Below are 18,747 nucleotides of genomic sequence, written 5' to 3'. Positions count from 1 at the left end.
AGCTACTTGTTGTCAAAAAGAAAGTCAAACGCTGTCCTCAAATGCTTCTCCCAAAATACCCAGTCATGGGTGCCTGAATCTTCAACATAGCGGAAATGGAACCCGGATGAGGAAGCGGCATTCATGCACGCAGCAAATGCTCGATTCATTTCGATGAAAGGATCTTCCGAACCGCAGCAGCACAGAATGGACGGTATCGCACTTCCCGCTTCTATCCTCTTGGCAGCCAGCGCATATAGATCCTGCTCGGGCTTCACGAGTAAATCCATGCCAAACACCGCCTGCATCTCTCTCACCATTCCTTGGGGCATATCGGGATCGCGAAGTCGGCGCTGCATATCGGTCACTCCGGACAACGATACTGCCTTGGCGTATCGCTCGGGATAGGTAAGTGCACATTTCAATGCGCCATATCCCCCCATCGACAAGCCCGCAACGTATGTATGCTCTGGCTCGACATTCAACTGGAGCAGCTTGCTGCACAAATCGGGAAGCTCTTCGGTAATGAATGTAAAGTAGTCGAGTCCATACGCCATGTCTGTGTAATAACTGCGATTAGCCTCTGGCATAATTACCGTGCAATTGTGACGCTGCGCATATTGCTCAATCGTCGTCAGCCGCTGCCATGTGCTCGCATTATCACCAGCACCATGCAGCAAATAGAGCGTACTGCTTGGCGGAGTTTGCGATTCCAAGGGATAAATCACGTGAATGCTCGTGTTCATTCGCAAAACGTTCGACCCAGTTTCTATCGTTACATGCGCCATATGTAATCCCTTTCATTTTTGGATTTTTGAAATATAGTTCTGACTGCTAATAGATCATCAAACATCGACCGTTTTACATGTTCATTCGCTACTGTAATCCAGCTTTTCGTCTGCAACTAAGTGAAAATCACTCGCTGAAAACACATGATTGCGTAATGTAAGCAACTCTTTCGAATCGTTTCGACACAATCATAGATCTATGTTCCTGAATCTGTCAATGCTTTTTTTGGTACATTCGATCAAAGGGGGAAAATTTGAATACTCATAATTGGCAATTACCCAGTTTTTGAGATATAAAATAAAAAGAAAGCGATTACTATAGACTCATTGACAACGCACTAGAACCAATGACATACTTGAAGTATAGATTACGCCACGATTAATAGAAACGTTTCTATTCAATAATGACACGGGTTTTACGGTTCTCATGAAGTAATTTGGATCACGTTTCTACTTCGATCATCCCTGACATATACAACAAGCGTTTTGGCGAAACGGAATGTGCTCGAATTGTAATGCGCGCGAAATGGTTTGGACGGATATAGAACATACCACTCACATTGAGAAAGGAGTAATGGAGATGATAGAACCCTCAAGCCTGACCGAATTCGTGAATCGGATTAAGGCTGAACAATTGCAGGTCACCTCTGTGCGGGTTCGTCAGGGCGGGAAATTGATCGGAAAGTGGGATCAGAACGAAGACAGTCGGCGGTTGCAGCACTCAATCAGCAAATCGTTCACGTGCATGGCCGTTGGACTTGCCATTGAGGAAGGCAAGCTAACTTTGGACACAACGCTGGGAGATGTTTTTCCGCAGTACGCTCATATGCATACGGAGCCCAATCCCCTGCTTCACCCCGCAAGCATCAAGCTGCGTGAGCTGCTTCGCATGTCTTCCGGTCATGACTCTCCCCCTCTCTGGGCAGAGGAACGAGCTTCGCTGCAGGAAACGGATTGGGTCCGCTATTACATGTCTCTGTCTCTGGATAGAGTGCCAGGCGAGCGGTTCACATACAGCAGCGGAGATACCTTCATGATCTCGGCAATGGTACAGGCAGCCGTCGGATTAACGGTGCACGACTACTTGCGTCCAAGGCTGTTCGTGCCGCTTGGAATTACAGAAGAAACGTGGGATTCCTCGCCGCTTGGCGTAACGCTGGGCTGTGCCGGGCTGGCACTTACGAACGAAGAACTGAGCCGCTTCGGCCAGCTGCTTCTGCAGCATGGAATGTGGAACGGGGTACAATTGATCCCTGCCGATTGGATTCAGCTTGCAACGAGCAAGCAGATCGGCAATGAAGGCAGCCGTGACTGGTGTCAAGGCTACGGCTATCAATTCTGGATGTGCTCCCACAATGCCTATCGGGCGGATGGCGCGCATGGACAGTTCTGTATTGTCATGCCCGATAAGGATGCCGTGATCGCCATCAATAGTCAGGAAGATCGGCTGCAGGATATTTTGGATGCGGTGTGGTCAAAGATTTGGCCGATGCTATAGGTGTGGAAATGTTAAAAAGCCTTAGTTACATGACCTGAAGTACAAAGATGAGAAGTGACAGGAAAATCGGGATTAGCCAGCTATACCCTTTTCTACGATCCATTTGACTGGTGCTGTTGTGACTCTCCTTGCTCTGTTCTTTCTTGGCAATGATTCGCAGCAGCATATACCCTATATAAACAGCCGGAACAGACAAGGCTCCCCATCCTCCTATTATCCAATAATTCGGGGATGCTTCGGTTGAAGTGACGCCCATAACGAGGTCTCCACCCTTCAAATAGGAACCAATGACATAGGTTGTATTTGTGGCCAAGTGAATGACTATTCCCGGCCAGATTGACCGGGCATGAAGCACGATTATGGCTGAAACCCATGCGGAAAAGAACAGCTCCAGCAGCCGATACGGATTGTCGTGAAATAGAGCAAACAGGAGAGCACTCATCGCCGCTGCAAACCATTTGCCCTTTTCCTCATATCCGGACAATAGCACACCTCTAAACAGCAACTCTTCGCATATCGGAGGAAATACTCCGATAGCCATGATGAGCATGAGCAGCGATGTGAAGTCAGCAGCTAGTGGATAATAGGACATCTGATACGAGCGACCAAGAACATTCGAAATAAGCTCTGTGACTTGATGGATGAACAGCATTGGAACCTGACTGATTCCGTAAATAAGCAGGCTCAGCAGCATAGTGCTTAATGATACGTGGCGGAATTTGAATACAGCCTTCCAAGACATCCGCTTACTGCTTATAAATAAAATAGAAGGAAGTACATGCAGGCCAATCTGTGCAAACATGACATAGAGCAAGAACAGGCCCAAATTTGCGTACAACGGCTGCTTGTCAGGAAAAATAAAAGTGGACAGCATATTGCTTAATACATAAGAGATAAGGAATAACCAGGTTGCATGTAATGCATGTATTCGTTTAGGCATCGGCACCTTTTCCTTTTCAAGATATCATTTCCCATCTATACATTCATCCCATTATCCCTATCTACTTCTGCATTCTAGTAGATGAACAGCTATGCCAATCAACCCAAAAATGAGAATAATAGGCAATTCAAGCGTAAGCTGCCCGATTCAACATGTCAATTCTTTTATGTACCGGTTGGAGTTGGCTGTATATCACAATGAAAAAGCTCCCACAAACGATTGTATTCGTTAGTGGGAGCTTTGCTATATACCAAGATTTTTTTGATGTTACTGTAGGTGGTTCCAATTAATTAGATACTGTTGCTTCGCTCACGTTCTCTACTTTATTTTTGCGTGTGAACAAGCGCTTCATCCAGTTCGAGAAATCATCCAAATACGTGTACATGACTGGCACCAGCAGCAACGTAAAGATCGTCGAACAGGATAGACCGAATATTACGACAACCGCCAACGGCGCTTGCATTTCCGCGCCTTCCCCGATGCCGAGCGCAAGCGGCAGCAAGCCGAGCACTGTCGTTAATGTCGTCATAAAAATCGGGCGAATCCGGCTCGGCGCACCTTGCATAATTGCCTCATGGCGATCCAATCCGCTGCGGCGTTGGATATTGATGTAATCCACCAAGATGATCGCGTTGTTGACAACGATACCCGCGAGCATAATGACACCGATAATCGCCGTTACGCTCAGCGGTGTGCCCGTAATGAACAATCCGCCAATGACCCCAATGAACGTCGTCGGCATCGCGAACATAATAATAAACGGATACAGCAGCGATTCGAATTGAACAGCCATCACGACATAGACGAGGAAGATGGAGAATACGAGTGCAATTCCAAGATCTCCGAATGCTTCCACCATATCTTCACTCGCTCCGCCCATGGAGTATGAATACCCATCTGGGAAATTCATTTTCTTCAGCGATTGTTCAATGTCCTTCGAGATGCTGCCTAAGTCTCTGCCCGCAATATCAGCCGTAACGTTAATTTGACGCTGCTGATTCTCGCGCTGAATCATGACAGGCCCTTGGAGCTGATTGAATTTCGCAACAGCAGACAGTGGAATTAACTGGCCATTCTGCGATTGAATCGTTAAGGCATTCAATGCAGCGATACTGTTGCGTTCTTCCTCCGGCATAATGACTCTCACATTATATTCATTGCCGTCTTCCCGATATTGGGTAGCCATCTGCCCATTCATGGCAAGCGAAATCTCGCTTAATATTTGCTGGTACGAGATGCCATAGGAAGCGGCCAAGCTGCGATCGACAGTAATGTTCAACTCCGCATTACCTTCCGCAGCGGAAGACTCTGCATTGTATACCCCTTGTACGTCAGAGATCATCCACACCACTTGATTCGCAACTTCCTCTAATACCTGTTGATCCTGACCATTCAGCTTGATGTGAATCGGAGCTCCTGCACTTAAACCTGACTCCTGTGCAGATACAGTAATGTCTGCGCCTGCAATATTGCCTGTCGCATCGGTTAATTTCTGCATCAGTTCCTTGGTCTTGATATCCCGCTCCGAAGCGCGAACCAATTGAACGGTGAACGTAGCAGAATTCGTTCCGCCTCCGCCGAATCCTCCTCCTCCGCCAATCGATTGCGAAGCCGTCTCAATGATCCCCTCATAAGGCTTGAGCAGGGCTGCAACTTCGTCAGCGGTCTTCTTCGTCTCATCCAAACTAGTGCCGCTAGGCGTCTGAACCTTGATCTGAATTTGCCCTTGATCCCCGCCAGGCATGAACTCCATGCCGATGAACGGTACAAGGAAGAAGCTCCCTACAAGTAAAGCAATGGTAGCAAACACCGTCGTTTTACGATGTCCGAGCGCCCATTTCAATATCTTTTTATACCCTGTAACAAACCCGCCGAAGAAGCGCATATACCAGCCCCTCTTCTCCTGCTGCATGATCTTCTTCTCGGATACGATCTTCGACGCCAGCATCGGGATGAGCGTAATCGCCACAACGAGCGATGCAATAAGCGAGAAGCAGACCGTCAGTGCAAGCGGACGGAAGATATCGGCAGTCAAGCCTTGAATGAACACGATCGGCAGGAACACGACGAGTGTTGTCATTGTTGAGGCGATAACTGCAGAAGCGAGCTCAGATGCCCCCTTCACGGCCGCCTCCTTCATGGACATGCCCTGCTGCCTGTAGGTAAAGATATTTTCCAATATAACGATAGAGTTATCGACCATCATCCCGATGCCGAGCGCAAGCCCGCCCATCGAAATGATATTGAGCGTCTGCCCCGTGAAATACATGAGCGTAAACGTCGAAATAATCGCAATCGGCATGGACAGTGCGATAACGAAGGTCGAGCGTACACTGCGCAAGAAGAGCAGCAGGATCACGACTGCTAATGCACCGCCGCTCATCATATTGCCGATGACGCTGTCGATGGATTGACGAATGAAGGTCGACGTATCTGACACTTTTTTCAATTCAATGCCTTGCGGCAATGCATCCTTCATCTTCGCGAGTCCCTTGTCGATATTATCCGCAACCGCCACGGTATTCGCATCCGATTGCTTCTGTACCGACAGAACGAGGGCAGGGCTACCATCTACTAACGTCAGCGAGGTTTGCTTTTTGAACGTATCCTTGACGACAGCTACATCACTAACTTGTATTTGACCCCCACGCGGCAAATGAATGATAGTCTGCTTGATGTCATCTACAGAACCGTATTCGCCCTTCACGCGGATTTGCAGATCCTGCACACCTTTCGGTACAGAGCCCGCTGCCTGAGATTTATTTTCTGCGTTGATCGCCTGTACCACTTGAGATGGCGTAATGCCGTACCGCGACAGGCTTGCACGATTCAGCTCAACGAGAATTTCGCGTGTTTTGCCCCCAGCAACTGAGACAGATGCAACCCCGCGTTCCCGTTCCAAGGTTGGGATTATGGTCTTGTCTGCATATTCTTGAAGCTTCTCTGGAGATGCGCCCGTCAAGCCAAGCGTAATGATCGGCATCTGGTTCGGGTCGAACCGAAGCACGGTCGGATCATTGGCATCATCAGGAAGCATCCCCTTCACTTGATCGACCTTCTCCCGGACATCGATCAGGGCGTTGTCCATATTCGTGCCGGTCTTGAATTGCAGCATAACCAGCGAGGAATTCGCCTGTGACTGAGACGACAGGGTGTCAATCCCTTGAATCGTGCTCAGAGAAGACTCCAGCGGTCTGGAGATCAGCTTCTCAATTTCCTCTGGAGCCGCCCCTTGATAGGAGGTCGCGACCACAGCAATCGGCACATCGATTTTCGGGAAAAGGTCGATAGCAAGACTGCGCAGACTGAACAAGCCCAGTGCCAGAATCGCCAGCACGAGCATCATTACGCCGATAGGACGCTTAACGGAGACGTCGATTACTTTCACGTTAGCGTGCCCCCTCGACAATTTTGACTTTATTGCCGCTTGTCAGAGTCAGCTGTCCTTTGACAACAACCTGATCATTCGGCTGAAGATTGCCCTTCACCGCCGTCAGCTTGGATTGCGCCTCAAGCACCTCTACCGCTTCCTCGACAGCTTGTCCATCGCGAATAACGAATACGTGTGAAGTACCATTCTTCTCGACGATTGCTTCTGTCGGCACGAGCAAGGCATCCTTCAGCACTTGCTGATCAACTAAGAATTTGGCCGTCATGCCCGGCTTAATCTCGTCCTTCTTGTTCTCTGCCTGTGTTTCCAGTGCGTAAAATCCAGATTCGTTCGCAACAGGTGATAAAAAGGTAATGCTCGCATTCATGGTTTTGCCGAGATCCGGCAGCTCCACCTTGACTTCCTTCCGATTCTGCAGAAGCAGCATCTGATTGGCGCTCACATTCGCCGTGAACTTAATTGGATTGGTTGACACGATTGTGAACAACGGCGAAGTGCCTGCCGCAAGCTCGCCTTGCTCCGCCGCTACACGCACCACCTGACCACTGATTGGCGCCTTGATAGATGCGTCTGCTTTGCGATTGGTCGCTTGCTGAATACGCAGCTCGGCTTGCTCGATACTGCGCTTCGCCTGATCCAACTCAAGCTCAGATGCCTGAGCATTATGCAGCGTTTTGTATTGGTCCTGCGCTTGTTCCAATCCTAATTGCTCCAAGCGCAGCTGGATGTCCAGATCGTCTGCCTTCACGCTTGCCAGAGTCTCACCTTTGCTGACGGTGTCACCCTTCTTCACATTCACACTTCTCAATTCACCGCTCAGTTTCGGAATCACCTCGACAGATCGGCTTGCACTCGCTGTCCCAATCATCTCATTGGTCTGATTCAGCGCCCCCTTCTGCACGGCCGCCACCTGAACAGGCGTCTCCTTCTCCTGTGCTCCCTGCATTGGCTGTTCTGCCTCCGGACTTCCGCATCCTGTTGCGGCTCCGAGCATAAGCAGAATGCTCCCCATAATCAGCCAACGTCTTCTCACTGCCATAATTGTCCCACTCCCCTTTTGTCTATCAAATAATCCCCCTAGCATTTCAGCGCAGCCTACTTACTAAAGTTCTAGTTATATGGTTTAGACGTAAAATATCAGCTGCTCCCCTTATGATAACACGAGAATGAACCACGGGTCATTCCGTAGAGCGGATGAAGATGTGAAGATTGCGTGATGTTGATAAAATAGATTGAAATATCTTTTTAAAGCATGAAATTTCCCTACCATCTCGGTAATTGTTATACGAACTCAACAAAGCTAGAGTTATATAGAAAGAAATGAGTTAGAAAGTGTTTAGGATTAACAGCACTATTCATTCGGCACTAGGTGGGGTGAAAAAAAGACCTTGAAGAGAGTATCCTTCAAGCCCAAATAAAAACAGTATGATTTCTTACTTTAGGGTACAGTTATCGATAGATGTTCCCTTCATTTTCTATTGCTTCATACTCATGAACCAAGCGTTCCATGCCTGGAAGCCTGTCTTCAAAATATCCCGATTTACTCAATGCAGTTATTAAGTTTTGCAGAACTTTTTTCCATTCAGAACTAAATGATTGCTTTGTTAAAGTAACACTTCCACTATTCTGTAATAGATGCTCTGCTCCTCCTGACACACTACCCCAATCGGCATTAATCACTAACTGTCTTGAATCCCATGACAAGTGCCATACATGTGCAAACGTATTTGAGACCCAATGGATAGTCTTTGTACCTGAGTCTTCTTTTCTTAATACTTCTAAAATTTCTAAGATATCATCAATCATAATACTAATATCATATTTATAACCCAGTAAAATCGGAACATAATTCCATACAATCACCGCATTTTCAGTCAAAAGCGGAAATGAACTCTCTATCGCATCTGATAGAGATTCTGCTTCACTATCAAATACTCCAGTAAACCTTGGACAACTTGCTTGTATAATAAATGACATTTCGAAACCTCCTTTATGGGGCCGGATATCCGTGGAAAGCACCAGTACCATTACTTCCAGTAGCAGGGTCAATCCTTGGCGTTCCCCTACCTGAAATAATTTCTTCGTATTGTCCCCGAATTGTTTTTGGCAGAGGATTTGGACTAGAGAGTTTACTATTACTGCAATTCGTATTATGCACCCAAATCCCAATATCCGTTGAAGATATCTCATACGGGGATAGTGAGCGTTAAGTTATTTTGAATTCAGCCGCCCGATTCATTCGGCACTGGATGGGATAAAAGAAAGACCTTGAGGTTTTCTAACCCCAAGGCCTCTACACTAATCATTACATAATTCCAACATATCAACAAATACTGCATCCTTTAGAGTCAATCTCCTGTTTACAGGGTCAATTCCTTCTAATTGCCCCCACTCGTAGACAGTATCATACAAATCATATTCATGACTTAATTGAATATAACCATGTTGTTGAAGTATTTTATTAACTTGCACTTCTGCTTCGATTAGCTCGAACGTATTTGCAGGACCAACTAACCCTAGATTACCAGTTAGAGCATTATGCTTCACCTCATGGAAAAACAAGCACTCGTATACAGGCACTATTTTAGAAATTGTTAACTGAATTTCTTGCAGTAAAACAAACCCTCCTTCTCCGAGCCTATCTTTTAGTTTCAAGTACACATGTGCAGAAGGAGAAAATCCATCTTGCACTTTCACTTCGCAAACCTGGACGATATTATATAAATCTCTAGGGAGCTCAAGGTTTTTTCGGCTTGTGTCTACATACCATTGGTCTAGTTCCCTCTTAGAATATAATTTTTCTAAAACTTTATTAATTTGACGATGTTCTTCGACAAACCTCATTCCATGGGACAATTTAATACCTCCTTATTTTCCCCATTCTCTTCTCTTTACCGCTTTACCTGATTGTTCTCCAGTCACAGCATTAAATTCACCTAAGTGGTTTTTCTTCTTGTTATCCCACTTTTCTAAAGGATCTTTCTTACTATCCCACTGATAATAATACTTTCCGTCATACCAAGTTTTTCTGCCGTTTATCGTACCCTTAGAAACCACACCTTGGTCTTTCATCCAATTTGTTTCTTCTTTTAATATCTTATATGTCGAATTATCACCTATTAGTATTTTATTATAATCATTATAACAATTCGTATTATGCACCCAAATCCCAATATCCGTTACATAAGTGGTATCTATGATTTCGGTATTATGACAATGGAGGAGATCTGTAATACAGGGGGATATTATTCAACACTTATGTGTGCACAGCCGTATAAGATAAATATCATACGGCGTTTATAAGCGTCAGATTCTTTCGAGACATGCCGCCCGATTCATTCGGCACTGGGTGGGGATAAAAAGAAAGACCTTGAGGATTGCCGCCCCCAAGGCCAATAAAGTATTTTCATTTAATAATAAGTTTTATAATCTTTAGCCACTACCCACCCATTAAGACCATATGAAGCTGAAATTACATAAAAGTTATACTTTTCATGTTGTAGATGTTCAAGCAATTCATCTAGTGACTCATAAACCATCGGCCATCCGTAATTCTTCTGTTTCTCCAACAGTTCCTTGTTATGTTTAAGAAATCTGCTTATTTCTAATGTGCTGATATCAAAAATAATACTCCCCTGTAACTGTGTCTCAAACATATGAGCCAAAACATCAGTAAATTCGATAGTGATATTAACTGAATCATTGTGACCACCAATTGTGTGTAATTTTATTTTGGAGTTTTGTAAATCAACTTCATAGGATAATATCTCATTGTCATGAATACTGAGCATTTTTATTTAGTCTCCTTGTACAAAAAATAATTAATGTATTATTTGCTTCTTTTTGGTTTTCCACTACTCCAGTCCCAAGTATGTCTATGAGGGAATTTATGGCTATTATCTCCATTTGAGTGTTCATAATCAATGTCTTCTACCGCTCGCCCTTTTTCGTCGTAATATCTTCTCTGCATCAGTACGCTTCCATCATAAAGATCTACAGAGGAATTAGGTTTACCAGTCGTCGGCAAAGTTCTCAAAGTTTCGGACTTCTTAACAGTTGTATGATCTTCATATGGGTTACCTTTAGAACGAAGAGTGTTACAATTCGTATTATGCACCCAAATACCCAAATCGGTTACATAATATGTATGGTAGTCAGCAACCGTAAAGTTGTAAACCGTAACTGGCTCATCCAGCTTAACAAACTCTACTTTATCAATCGTCAGATTACTTCCGTAAGCCTTTTGAAGCTTGCCGCCCACTTGGAGCTCATCAGCAAAGACCCAACCTTTTCCTTCCACCCAAAACGGATGATTGTCGGTCGTCTCGATGATCAGCTCCCCAACGTTCAGCTTCATCTCGTTGGTTGCGGTATAAACCCGTTACTTCTTTGTAAGCCAATTCTCCATCAGGGTTATTCTCATCCTTGGCGAGAACCAAATCTCCGACTTCAATGTCTTCGATATTTTTCTCTACTTCGTTAGTTATAATCTTAATTTAATGAAGAAAAAAAGGTGAGAAAACACTTCAGTAGTATGGACAGAATACGGAATCAAGTTGCTTATCGGATGTGCGTGCTGTATGCACCTGTCAACGACTGCCGCACAGAATCTTGTTTACTATTACCTTGACATTGTTTATGTCTAAAATCCTGTGCAGGTGTTTAGCTCGACTTACCTACTTTGTTAAATGATAGATCAATTTGACACGGGGGAGCATCAGAAAGCCTTGAAGGAAAATTCCCTTCAAGGCTTTCTTTTCTGATTACCCTTTATTCTTTATACTAGAATGAATTTTATTAAATACGTCTAGATGATATTTCTCGCGTTCCATTAATCCATGATGATGTTCAGTATTAAGCACTATTTCTTTGTAACCTAAAATAGTTGAAATAATTTGAGCATTTTTCTCACCAATAAAATTGAAATACCACGAATCTGGAATTTGATGATCAACAATTTTAAACCATTCAAATGGAAACCAGACTGGGTCAAGACTAAGATCAGGTTCTTCATGATCAACTTTTAATAAATAACACATATAGTTATCAAAATGTCCAATAGCATAAACATAATACATACTTCCAATTATTAATGACTCGTATTGATAGTCTACTGGATACCCTGCTTTTTCTGATAACGAAGCACTCAAGTTTGAAATACACTTTACTATCATACTTTTACCTCACAGTTTATCTATCCTTAAATTTGAAATCGTCGTACTTTCCTGTTTTAAAGTTATATACCCAGTGAATCTCAACTCCATTTATCTTTCTGCTCATTTTGACCCAACCATCTGCATGATTCCATCTCGGATCTTGCATTAATGAAGGCATTTTGAGTATTTCTCCCTTTTTAGGATCAGACATTGCTTTTTGCATAGCCTTTAACTCCGTCTCATTTGCAGGAATAGTTCTTCCTGTTGAGCCCTTACCTTCAGGCTTAAAACCAGAAGGCCCTGCACAATTCGTATTATGCTCCCAAATCCCAATATCCGTTACATAATACGTATGGAAGTCCGCAACCGTAAAGTTATAAACCGTGACTAACTCATCCAGTTTAACGAACTCTACCTTATCAATCGTCAGGTTGCTTCCATTAGCTTTTTGGAGCTATCGCCCGCTTGGAGTTCGTCTGCGAAGACCCAACCTTTTCCTTCACCCCAGAAAGGATGGTTGTCGGTCGTCGGTCGTGCCATAATCATAATCGTGACGGCCCTATTCGCTTCAACCTTACCTTCGACGACAATCTTTGCACGGACTTGTTGAAGCAATATCATACGCGGATTATGAGGGTTAATTTCTAATTGGGCATGCCTCCCGATTCATTCGACACTGGGTAGGGGAAAATAAAGACCATGAAGGAACGTTTCCCCATGGTCTTAATAAGTTCAGTGCTTTTCCACAAACAACCCCATCTGCTCAATCGACGGTATTATTGAATCAATTGATTTTGAAGTGTGAATCCCCATCAAATAATCATATCCTATAAACACCTTCATCCTTCTGGGATAATAAACCTCTGCACCAATATCTTCACGTAAAAGTAATCTGCAAAACAAATCTATTTTCTTATTATCTAACTTATCCCTATCCTTAACATGCAAATAGGTTTCTAAAACATCTTTTGAATAAAGTTCTTGGATTTTTTTTCTAATACCTTGAAATGTATCATATGAAAAACTGCGTCTAACATCATTAATCGTTAAATAAGGAATCCTCATGTAATCCATAATTAAATGTATTGCATTAATATAGCAATCTTCAACCTCCTTGTATTTGTCGACTGTCAGCATTTCTCCTTCAAAAGACTTGCCAATATCACCAATTCCAATCCAATCTTCCTTCAAATATCGCCTTTTTTCATCACGAAAATCAGGATTATATTTTGTTATCTCGTATTTGTACAATTTAATCACCTACTCGATTCAAATTAGCATCATACGTTCCCATTCTCGTATCTCTGCTATTAAGCCGTTCTGGTGTCGTTGCCTGCTTCCAAACACCACCATTATGCGGCCCCAAACCGTTACCACTGCCAATATCTTGACTAATATATGTTTTAGTTTTTTTGTTATAAAAAATTTTTTCTTTGGTCTTTGCAGTAAACTTAGTTGGTTCGAATCCTAATTTCTTGGCAGCATTTGTGGCCTGCTTCGTTGTCATCCTTACCCATCCACATTTTGTATTATGAACCCATATCCCTAAATCCGTTACATAATACGTATGGTAGTCAGCAACCGTAAAGTTATATACCGTTATTGGTTTATCCAGTTTAACAAACTCTACTCTATCAATCGTTAGATTACTTCCGTCAGCCTTTTGAAGCTTGTCGCCCACTTGGAGTTCATCAGCAAAGACCCAACCTTTTCCTGCCACCCAGAACGGATGGTTGTCAGTCGTCTCGATGATTTGCTCTCCAACGTTCAGCTTAATTATATCATCTCGTTGGTTGCGGTATAAACCCGTTACTTCTTTGTAAGCCAATTCTCCATCAGGGTTATTCTCATCCTTGGCGAGAACCAAATCTCCGACTTCAATGTCTTCGATATTCTTCTCCCCTTCGTCTGTTTGAACCTTGGTTCCAGCGGTAAAACAATTGCAACCACTGTTTTTTCCAACTTTCACACTCGGCTTATTTTTAGCACTGAATTTTGGAAGGCCTTTTGTTGATAGCGAATTATTGGATATCGTAGCAAACATATATTCTGTATCTGTTAAAGGGAGCTCAAGCTTCATTTGATTAAATTCCGCTTTGCTGTAAGTCTCCCAAAAAGTCTGTCTGTTTTGTTCCTTTGGTGATAAATATTCAATTTGCGCCTTGTTATTATAAAAACCTTTTACTACCCCGGCTGACATATAAGGCAATATATAGGCCATGACGATTCTATCATCCATATAATAATCAGCATTACTTTGATCAGCACATTGACCTGTATGAGCATATTTCCCGTCAACTGACACACAATAGTTCCCAGATGGATCAGAATAGATTAATGGATTGTTCTCAACATACGTATACCGATTCATGCTTAACGGATTCGTAAGATTCCCAGCATATGTGTCTTCCGACATGAAGCGGCCTTGGCTCGGATCATACCAGCGCGCTCTTAAATATTGCAAGCCTGTCTCTGAGTCCCAATACTCTCCGGAATAGCGGAATATGTTCGGTACTTGCTCCTTCTCCGTGTCTGGATTGCCCCAGATGTCGTACGTATACGTGTTCAATTCCTTGCCTGCACTATCCAACAGTGATACGACGTCTCCATGTCCATTAAAACGATAGTATTGGAGCTCCTTGGACTTCATATCTTGACGTGCCCACAGCTTGCCTTGCACATCATAGATGTATGCATATGCGATGCTCGGCTTGCCATCTGTTCCTACTTCCGCTTCTGCAACTAGATTTGCAGAGGCATCATAGTAATAGCGAGTCCGCTTCTCTTTTGTAGCCCGCTCATACAGCAGCCCATCCCCACTATAAGCGTAATTAACTTCCTTTCCGTTGCCCCCTTTTACTTGAGTAAGACGGTTAAGCAAGTCAAAGGAATAGGATGCATTCTTCATGCCTGACACAGTCTTATTGACTAATCCAGTCCGGTTACCAATTACGTCATACGTATACGTATCATCTGTATTCTGATCCTTGAAGCTTAGTATCCGGTTCAAAGCATCATAAGTGAACTCACTGAATTGATTTCCTGATGTTATGCCCGTAATATTTTTGTTCACATCATACTGGTAATTAAATTTCTGGTCACTGGGTGCGCCATTATTCGATAATCCTGTTAGGTCATATCCATTGAATGAATAATCAGTGCTTAACCCTTTGCCATTAGCTTGGCGCTTCATTAGCTGGTTCGGATTGTACTCGAAAGTGAATCGATCCAGTGGTGTACTAGCCGCAGCATTCAACCCTTTACTGTTCGCATTTCCTCCGTATACCTGAGGAAAAAAGTCCCCTTTTTAATTTTCTAAAATTAGGAATGGCATTTACTATTTTTAGATCGAAAGACCGATGTATCTTCTTTCATCTGTACAAAAAAACCTCGCCTCCAGAAAGGAAGCGAGGTTTTTAACTTGTCTGTTACTATTTCGGTTCAAGCTGCGACATGAGCATTTTCATCTCATCAATCGGACGATTGGCATCGTAAGGGTATCGGTTCAGCACTTCGAGCAATAATTTGTACCATTTTCCCTTGTTGCCGATCTTCTCCAGCATATCATCCATGGTAGCGATCAACTGCTTGTATTCAGGAATTTGCCCTGGTGAATATACCTCAAACTCGTAGAACGAGTTGCCGAAGACGGTTGCCCGCTGGATGCCTTGGAACTTTACATAGCGTGCTGGTGTCGTATCAAATTCGAGAATGTCCATTTTACCCTTTGACTCGATGATTCCGCCTTCACCGGAAATATTTCTCCAGTTCGTCTTGTCATCAGACACAAGAAGCTGATACTTCTCCGCATAGGCGCCTTCCCACTTAATAATTACTTTATTGATATCCTTGACCTCTCCCAAGTCTACAAGGAACCACGCATCATCCACATACTTGCTGGCCCAGCGAGTCGAAGGATTGCCATCTACGGCCTTGTCAGAGGAATAGTATGGGAACTCTGGTTCCGAGGATTCCGTAGCCTTGTGCAGAGCCAGATTTTCCGTGCTGAGCAGTTCAATCGCTTTGTTGTAGATGACTACATTATCCAAGGTGCCCTTGAAGGCGTTGGTCTCGCTGCCAATGCGAAGCGTCGGCAAGACGAGTGTGTTCATTTTCGGATACTCCATTTCCAGACGCTCCACATACTCATCAATATTGACGAACAGGGATACACCCTTGTCATCGCCCTTCAGCAAGATATGGGTCCATTTGTCTTCTGGAACGACGTAATTGAACGTGCTGTTATAATGCTCCTTGCTAAATCCGAGCTTGCCTGTGTTGCCCTGCTTTAATTTCAGCGTACCAACAGGCGATTCCATCAAGACAGCGTCATCTGGATTATCCTTGTCCGGCTTGATCCACATGGAAGCGGTCCAACCGAACCCAATCGCATCAACTGGCGTCTCGATGTAGCTCTTGCCGCCGTTGAAATGCGCGCCCTGTTCATATTTTCCTTCTGTAATATCCACATTGACTGCCTTGCCATCAAAGCCATTGCCTGAGCTATCCTTGAATTTCTTCTCGAACATGTACTGCATAACAAGATTGTCTGGATTGTTAACCGTAATTTTGTGAGAACGATCGGCATTCGGTGCATCACCGATCACCTTTGTACGATTGTTAAATTGCGTGAAAGATTTATCATCACGTGTTCCCGTCCACAGCTTCTCTGCCACGACCTGTATGCCAGGCAGCAATCGGATATGCGCATCGTCCATCGACAAGCGATTCGCTTCAGATACGTCATTCCACATCGAGAACATGCCGCCCTTCACACGCGGATGGCCAAGTGGCAGCGATGTGTTCTCCCACTTATTCGGCTCCCACTCATCGTACAGGAATTGCGAATTCAAGTAGTTTCCGTATAAGGTAGGCACGATGTACATGTATACATTCTGCGAGTTGATGACGTCATAGCCGAGATCTACCGCCTGCTGTGGCGCACCATATGGCTCATACCAGATGTCCATCGTTGCGTCATTGCTAATCGGCGTCGTTCCGGTATATTGGGTCAAGCCTCCCCACATGTGCGGGTGCTTGCCTTTGCTGTTAATATGCTTCACGAGTGTATCCATGTACCAACGGTAGCGCTCGATATCCGGACCCCAATATTCATCCGTGCCAATATGCACTTCTGGCCCGACGAATGTTGGATCACTTCCGTCTATATACTCATTGAATAAGTTCTTGATGAATTCCACGGTTTCTGGCTTAGAAATATCCAAATGGGAATCGTCCCCAAGCGCCGGGTTGTAGGTCGTGAATGCGCGAGAATGTCCGGGTGTGTCGATTTCCGGGATGATATTAATGCCATAGTCCATGCCCATGAGCTGCAAATCCTTGAATTCTTGCTTCGTATAATGCCCACTGGCGCTTGCAAGTCCAGGATAGGTCGTGCTTTCCAAGCGATAAGCTGCACGGGTGCCATCTGCGAATGGCTCCCCGACGTCATCATTCAAGTGAATTTGGAACATGTTCATCTTGTACCATGACAACAGCTTCACATAATCGCGAAGGAAATCAATCGTGAAGAATTTGCGGGCTACGTCGATCATGAGTCCACGCTTCTCATACTTCGGGTAATCCCTTGCTTCACCTCGCGGAATCGTCAAGTCCTTATTCTGCTTAATGATTTGGAGCGCTGTTCTCGTTCCGAAGAAAGCCCCCTTAGCTGATGAAGAGGTAATAGCTACGTAATCCCCTACCTTGAATACATTTCCTTCATTGCCAAGCCATGATAATGACGGATCAATCGACAGATATAAATCCCCAGATTTCGGCGTTCCAGAGACTACTGTAAGCTGGTAACCCGTCAGATCCAATACATCTTCGCTAGTCAGCTCTGCTGCCTTGCGGAGCAAGGACTCATCCTTCGGATTGACTACAATTCGCGAAGACTTCTTCAACTTGAAATTGCCCGAATCCCCATACCATTCGCGCAGAGAAGGGATCACTTCCGGCTCAGGATTGCGATCCGATGTCTGCTTATGCAAGCCTGGAACGATTACGGGGATACTTCCTGACAGCAGCTTCCGGTCTGGACTATTCTGATCCTCCACCTGAATCATCAGATTCACCTTGGCGTCTACTAGCGGTGTACGGATGTTGCCATCACGGTCGATGACAGGAATTCTGTCGCTGCCAAAAACACTGACACTGTAGCCTTCCGGCACTCCTGCAGTGGACCAATCGAGCTTCGTCTGTCCGGCTTGCACCGTGAGCGCTGCCGTCACCTTGTCAATGACAGATTGCAAGTCATTCAATTGATACACCTCAAATTCAAAAAAGGAATAGCCATACAGTACTCCATCGACAGGAGCACGCTTCACACCTTGAAACTTCACATAACGAGCTTCGAGGGAAGGGAAATCAACCGTCTCCACACCACCCTTACATTGGATGAGACCATCGTTGTCCTTCACATTCGTCCAGTTCTGAGCGTCATCCGATACGAGGATCTTGTATGTTTCGGCCGGTGTTTGCCAGCGGATTACGACACGATCGAAAGCTTTTTTCTCTCCGAGATCTACATAGAACCATTGATCATCTTCCTTCGCCGAAGACCATCTTGTGTTCCCTTTTCCGTCTACAGCCAGCTCAGGCCCCAAATAATCCACTTCATTACCAGAGGAAAAGGCTGGCTTATGCAGCGCTAGATTCGTTCCGCTAAATGTAGCATCCGCGAGGAGGCGAGCAGCTTCCTCATTGGAGTCTCCAATCGGATTCGGAAGGATATTGCCATCCTTGTCATACACGACATCTGTAACGCTCGGCGGAGTCCCATCACCCTTATCTCGTTTAGATAGGACTGGGCCTTCATCTTGATGCTCCACCTTTACATTCTCCTGCCCGTTTGGTTGAGCGTACGCCTTAGGCTGCATTACTGTAAGCGTCGAGGTCATAACAACCATCAAACTGAGCAGCATCGAAACCGCTTTCAAATACATAGATCTCTTCATTATTTCCCTCCATCTCATCTAGTTATCGGATAGCAT

Annotated in this window: 15 protein-coding genes; 1 reads left to right on the top strand and 14 read right to left on the bottom strand. The window is 44.6% G+C overall.

Annotation, left to right across the window (positions count from 1 at the left end; translation table 11 throughout):
- Positions 1-2: 2 nt before the first annotated feature.
- Positions 3-767, bottom strand: a complete 765-nt coding sequence (locus RQP50_RS03785) for an alpha/beta hydrolase (protein ID WP_315743368.1) — start codon at positions 765-767, stop codon at positions 3-5.
- Between the two features lie 580 nt (positions 768-1,347).
- Between RQP50_RS03785 and RQP50_RS03780 the strand changes: the two genes are divergently transcribed.
- Complete coding sequence (locus tag RQP50_RS03780) at positions 1,348-2,265, top strand: serine hydrolase domain-containing protein (protein WP_315743367.1); 918 nt, start codon at positions 1,348-1,350, stop codon at positions 2,263-2,265.
- A 25-nt stretch (positions 2,266-2,290) separates the two neighbouring features.
- On the opposite strand, the gene RQP50_RS03775 is transcribed toward RQP50_RS03780, so the two are convergent.
- The 13 genes from RQP50_RS03775 to RQP50_RS03715 all read right to left on the bottom strand — a co-directional run bounded on the left by RQP50_RS03775 (position 2,291) and on the right by RQP50_RS03715 (position 18,711).
- The gene (locus tag RQP50_RS03775) at positions 2,291-3,205 is read right to left on the bottom strand and encodes a type II CAAX endopeptidase family protein (protein ID WP_315743365.1); all 915 of its coding nucleotides are present in this window, start codon (positions 3,203-3,205) and stop codon (positions 2,291-2,293) included.
- Between the two features lie 286 nt (positions 3,206-3,491).
- Positions 3,492-6,593: an efflux RND transporter permease subunit gene (locus RQP50_RS03770; RefSeq protein WP_315743363.1), complete on the bottom strand. Its 3,102-nt coding sequence runs from the start codon at positions 6,591-6,593 to the stop codon at positions 3,492-3,494.
- Between the two features lies 1 nt (position 6,594).
- On the bottom strand, positions 6,595-7,635 hold the full coding sequence (locus tag RQP50_RS03765) for an efflux RND transporter periplasmic adaptor subunit (protein ID WP_315743361.1): 1,041 nt from the start codon (positions 7,633-7,635) through the stop codon (positions 6,595-6,597).
- A 410-nt stretch (positions 7,636-8,045) separates the two neighbouring features.
- Positions 8,046-8,573 carry a hypothetical protein gene (locus tag RQP50_RS03760; protein WP_315743359.1) on the bottom strand — a complete coding sequence of 176 codons (528 nt, stop codon included), beginning with the start codon at positions 8,571-8,573 and terminating at the stop codon, positions 8,046-8,048.
- A 321-nt stretch (positions 8,574-8,894) separates the two neighbouring features.
- Entirely contained in the window at positions 8,895-9,452 is a 558-nt protein-coding gene (locus tag RQP50_RS03755; RefSeq protein ID WP_315743357.1) for a hypothetical protein, read from the bottom strand.
- 12 nt (positions 9,453-9,464) lie between these two features.
- Positions 9,465-9,668: a colicin E3/pyocin S6 family cytotoxin gene (locus RQP50_RS03750; RefSeq protein ID WP_315743355.1), complete on the bottom strand. Its 204-nt coding sequence runs from the start codon at positions 9,666-9,668 to the stop codon at positions 9,465-9,467.
- Positions 9,669-10,006: 338 nt separating this feature from the next.
- Positions 10,007-10,387: a hypothetical protein gene (locus RQP50_RS03745; RefSeq protein ID WP_315743353.1), complete on the bottom strand. Its 381-nt coding sequence runs from the start codon at positions 10,385-10,387 to the stop codon at positions 10,007-10,009.
- Between the two features lie 38 nt (positions 10,388-10,425).
- A complete protein-coding gene (locus RQP50_RS03740) occupies positions 10,426-10,953 on the bottom strand; it encodes a polymorphic toxin-type HINT domain-containing protein (protein WP_315743351.1) in 528 nt (175 codons plus the stop codon).
- A 406-nt stretch (positions 10,954-11,359) separates the two neighbouring features.
- Positions 11,360-11,770, bottom strand: coding sequence for a hypothetical protein (locus tag RQP50_RS03735; protein WP_315743349.1), 411 nt, complete (start codon positions 11,768-11,770; stop codon positions 11,360-11,362).
- 16 nt (positions 11,771-11,786) lie between these two features.
- Positions 11,787-11,975, bottom strand: coding sequence for a hypothetical protein (locus RQP50_RS03730; RefSeq protein ID WP_315743347.1), 189 nt, complete (start codon positions 11,973-11,975; stop codon positions 11,787-11,789).
- A gap of 509 nt (positions 11,976-12,484) precedes the next feature.
- Positions 12,485-13,003: a hypothetical protein gene (locus tag RQP50_RS03725; RefSeq protein WP_315743345.1), complete on the bottom strand. Its 519-nt coding sequence runs from the start codon at positions 13,001-13,003 to the stop codon at positions 12,485-12,487.
- A gap of 1 nt (position 13,004) precedes the next feature.
- Complete coding sequence (locus RQP50_RS03720; protein ID WP_315743343.1) at positions 13,005-15,008, bottom strand: polymorphic toxin-type HINT domain-containing protein; 2,004 nt, start codon at positions 15,006-15,008, stop codon at positions 13,005-13,007.
- Between the two features lie 175 nt (positions 15,009-15,183).
- Positions 15,184-18,711 carry a discoidin domain-containing protein gene (locus RQP50_RS03715; RefSeq protein ID WP_315743340.1) on the bottom strand — a complete coding sequence of 1,176 codons (3,528 nt, stop codon included), beginning with the start codon at positions 18,709-18,711 and terminating at the stop codon, positions 15,184-15,186.
- Positions 18,712-18,747: the final 36 nt, after the last annotated feature.

This window comes from Paenibacillus suaedae, assembly GCF_032337355.1.
Lineage (GTDB): Bacteria > Bacillota > Bacilli > Paenibacillales > Paenibacillaceae > Paenibacillus_B > Paenibacillus_B suaedae.
This window is presented reverse-complemented; position numbering and strand designations above follow the sequence as displayed.

Coding starts and splice junctions, on each gene's coding strand:
- RQP50_RS03785 (WP_315743368.1), bottom strand. CDS start 767: ATGGCGCATGTAACGATAGAAACTGGGTCGAACGTTTTGCGAATGAAC.
- RQP50_RS03780 (WP_315743367.1), top strand. CDS start 1,348: ATGATAGAACCCTCAAGCCTGACCGAATTCGTGAATCGGATTAAGGCT.
- RQP50_RS03775 (WP_315743365.1), bottom strand. CDS start 3,205: ATGCCTAAACGAATACATGCATTACATGCAACCTGGTTATTCCTTATC.
- RQP50_RS03765 (WP_315743361.1), bottom strand. CDS start 7,635: ATGGCAGTGAGAAGACGTTGGCTGATTATGGGGAGCATTCTGCTTATG.
- RQP50_RS03760 (WP_315743359.1), bottom strand. CDS start 8,573: ATGTCATTTATTATACAAGCAAGTTGTCCAAGGTTTACTGGAGTATTT.
- RQP50_RS03750 (WP_315743355.1), bottom strand. CDS start 9,668: ATGAAAGACCAAGGTGTGGTTTCTAAGGGTACGATAAACGGCAGAAAA.
- RQP50_RS03745 (WP_315743353.1), bottom strand. CDS start 10,387: ATGCTCAGTATTCATGACAATGAGATATTATCCTATGAAGTTGATTTA.
- RQP50_RS03740 (WP_315743351.1), bottom strand. CDS start 10,953: ATGAAGCTGAACGTTGGGGAGCTGATCATCGAGACGACCGACAATCAT.
- RQP50_RS03735 (WP_315743349.1), bottom strand. CDS start 11,770: ATGATAGTAAAGTGTATTTCAAACTTGAGTGCTTCGTTATCAGAAAAA.
- RQP50_RS03730 (WP_315743347.1), bottom strand. CDS start 11,975: ATGCAAAAAGCAATGTCTGATCCTAAAAAGGGAGAAATACTCAAAATG.
- RQP50_RS03715 (WP_315743340.1), bottom strand. CDS start 18,711: ATGAAGAGATCTATGTATTTGAAAGCGGTTTCGATGCTGCTCAGTTTG.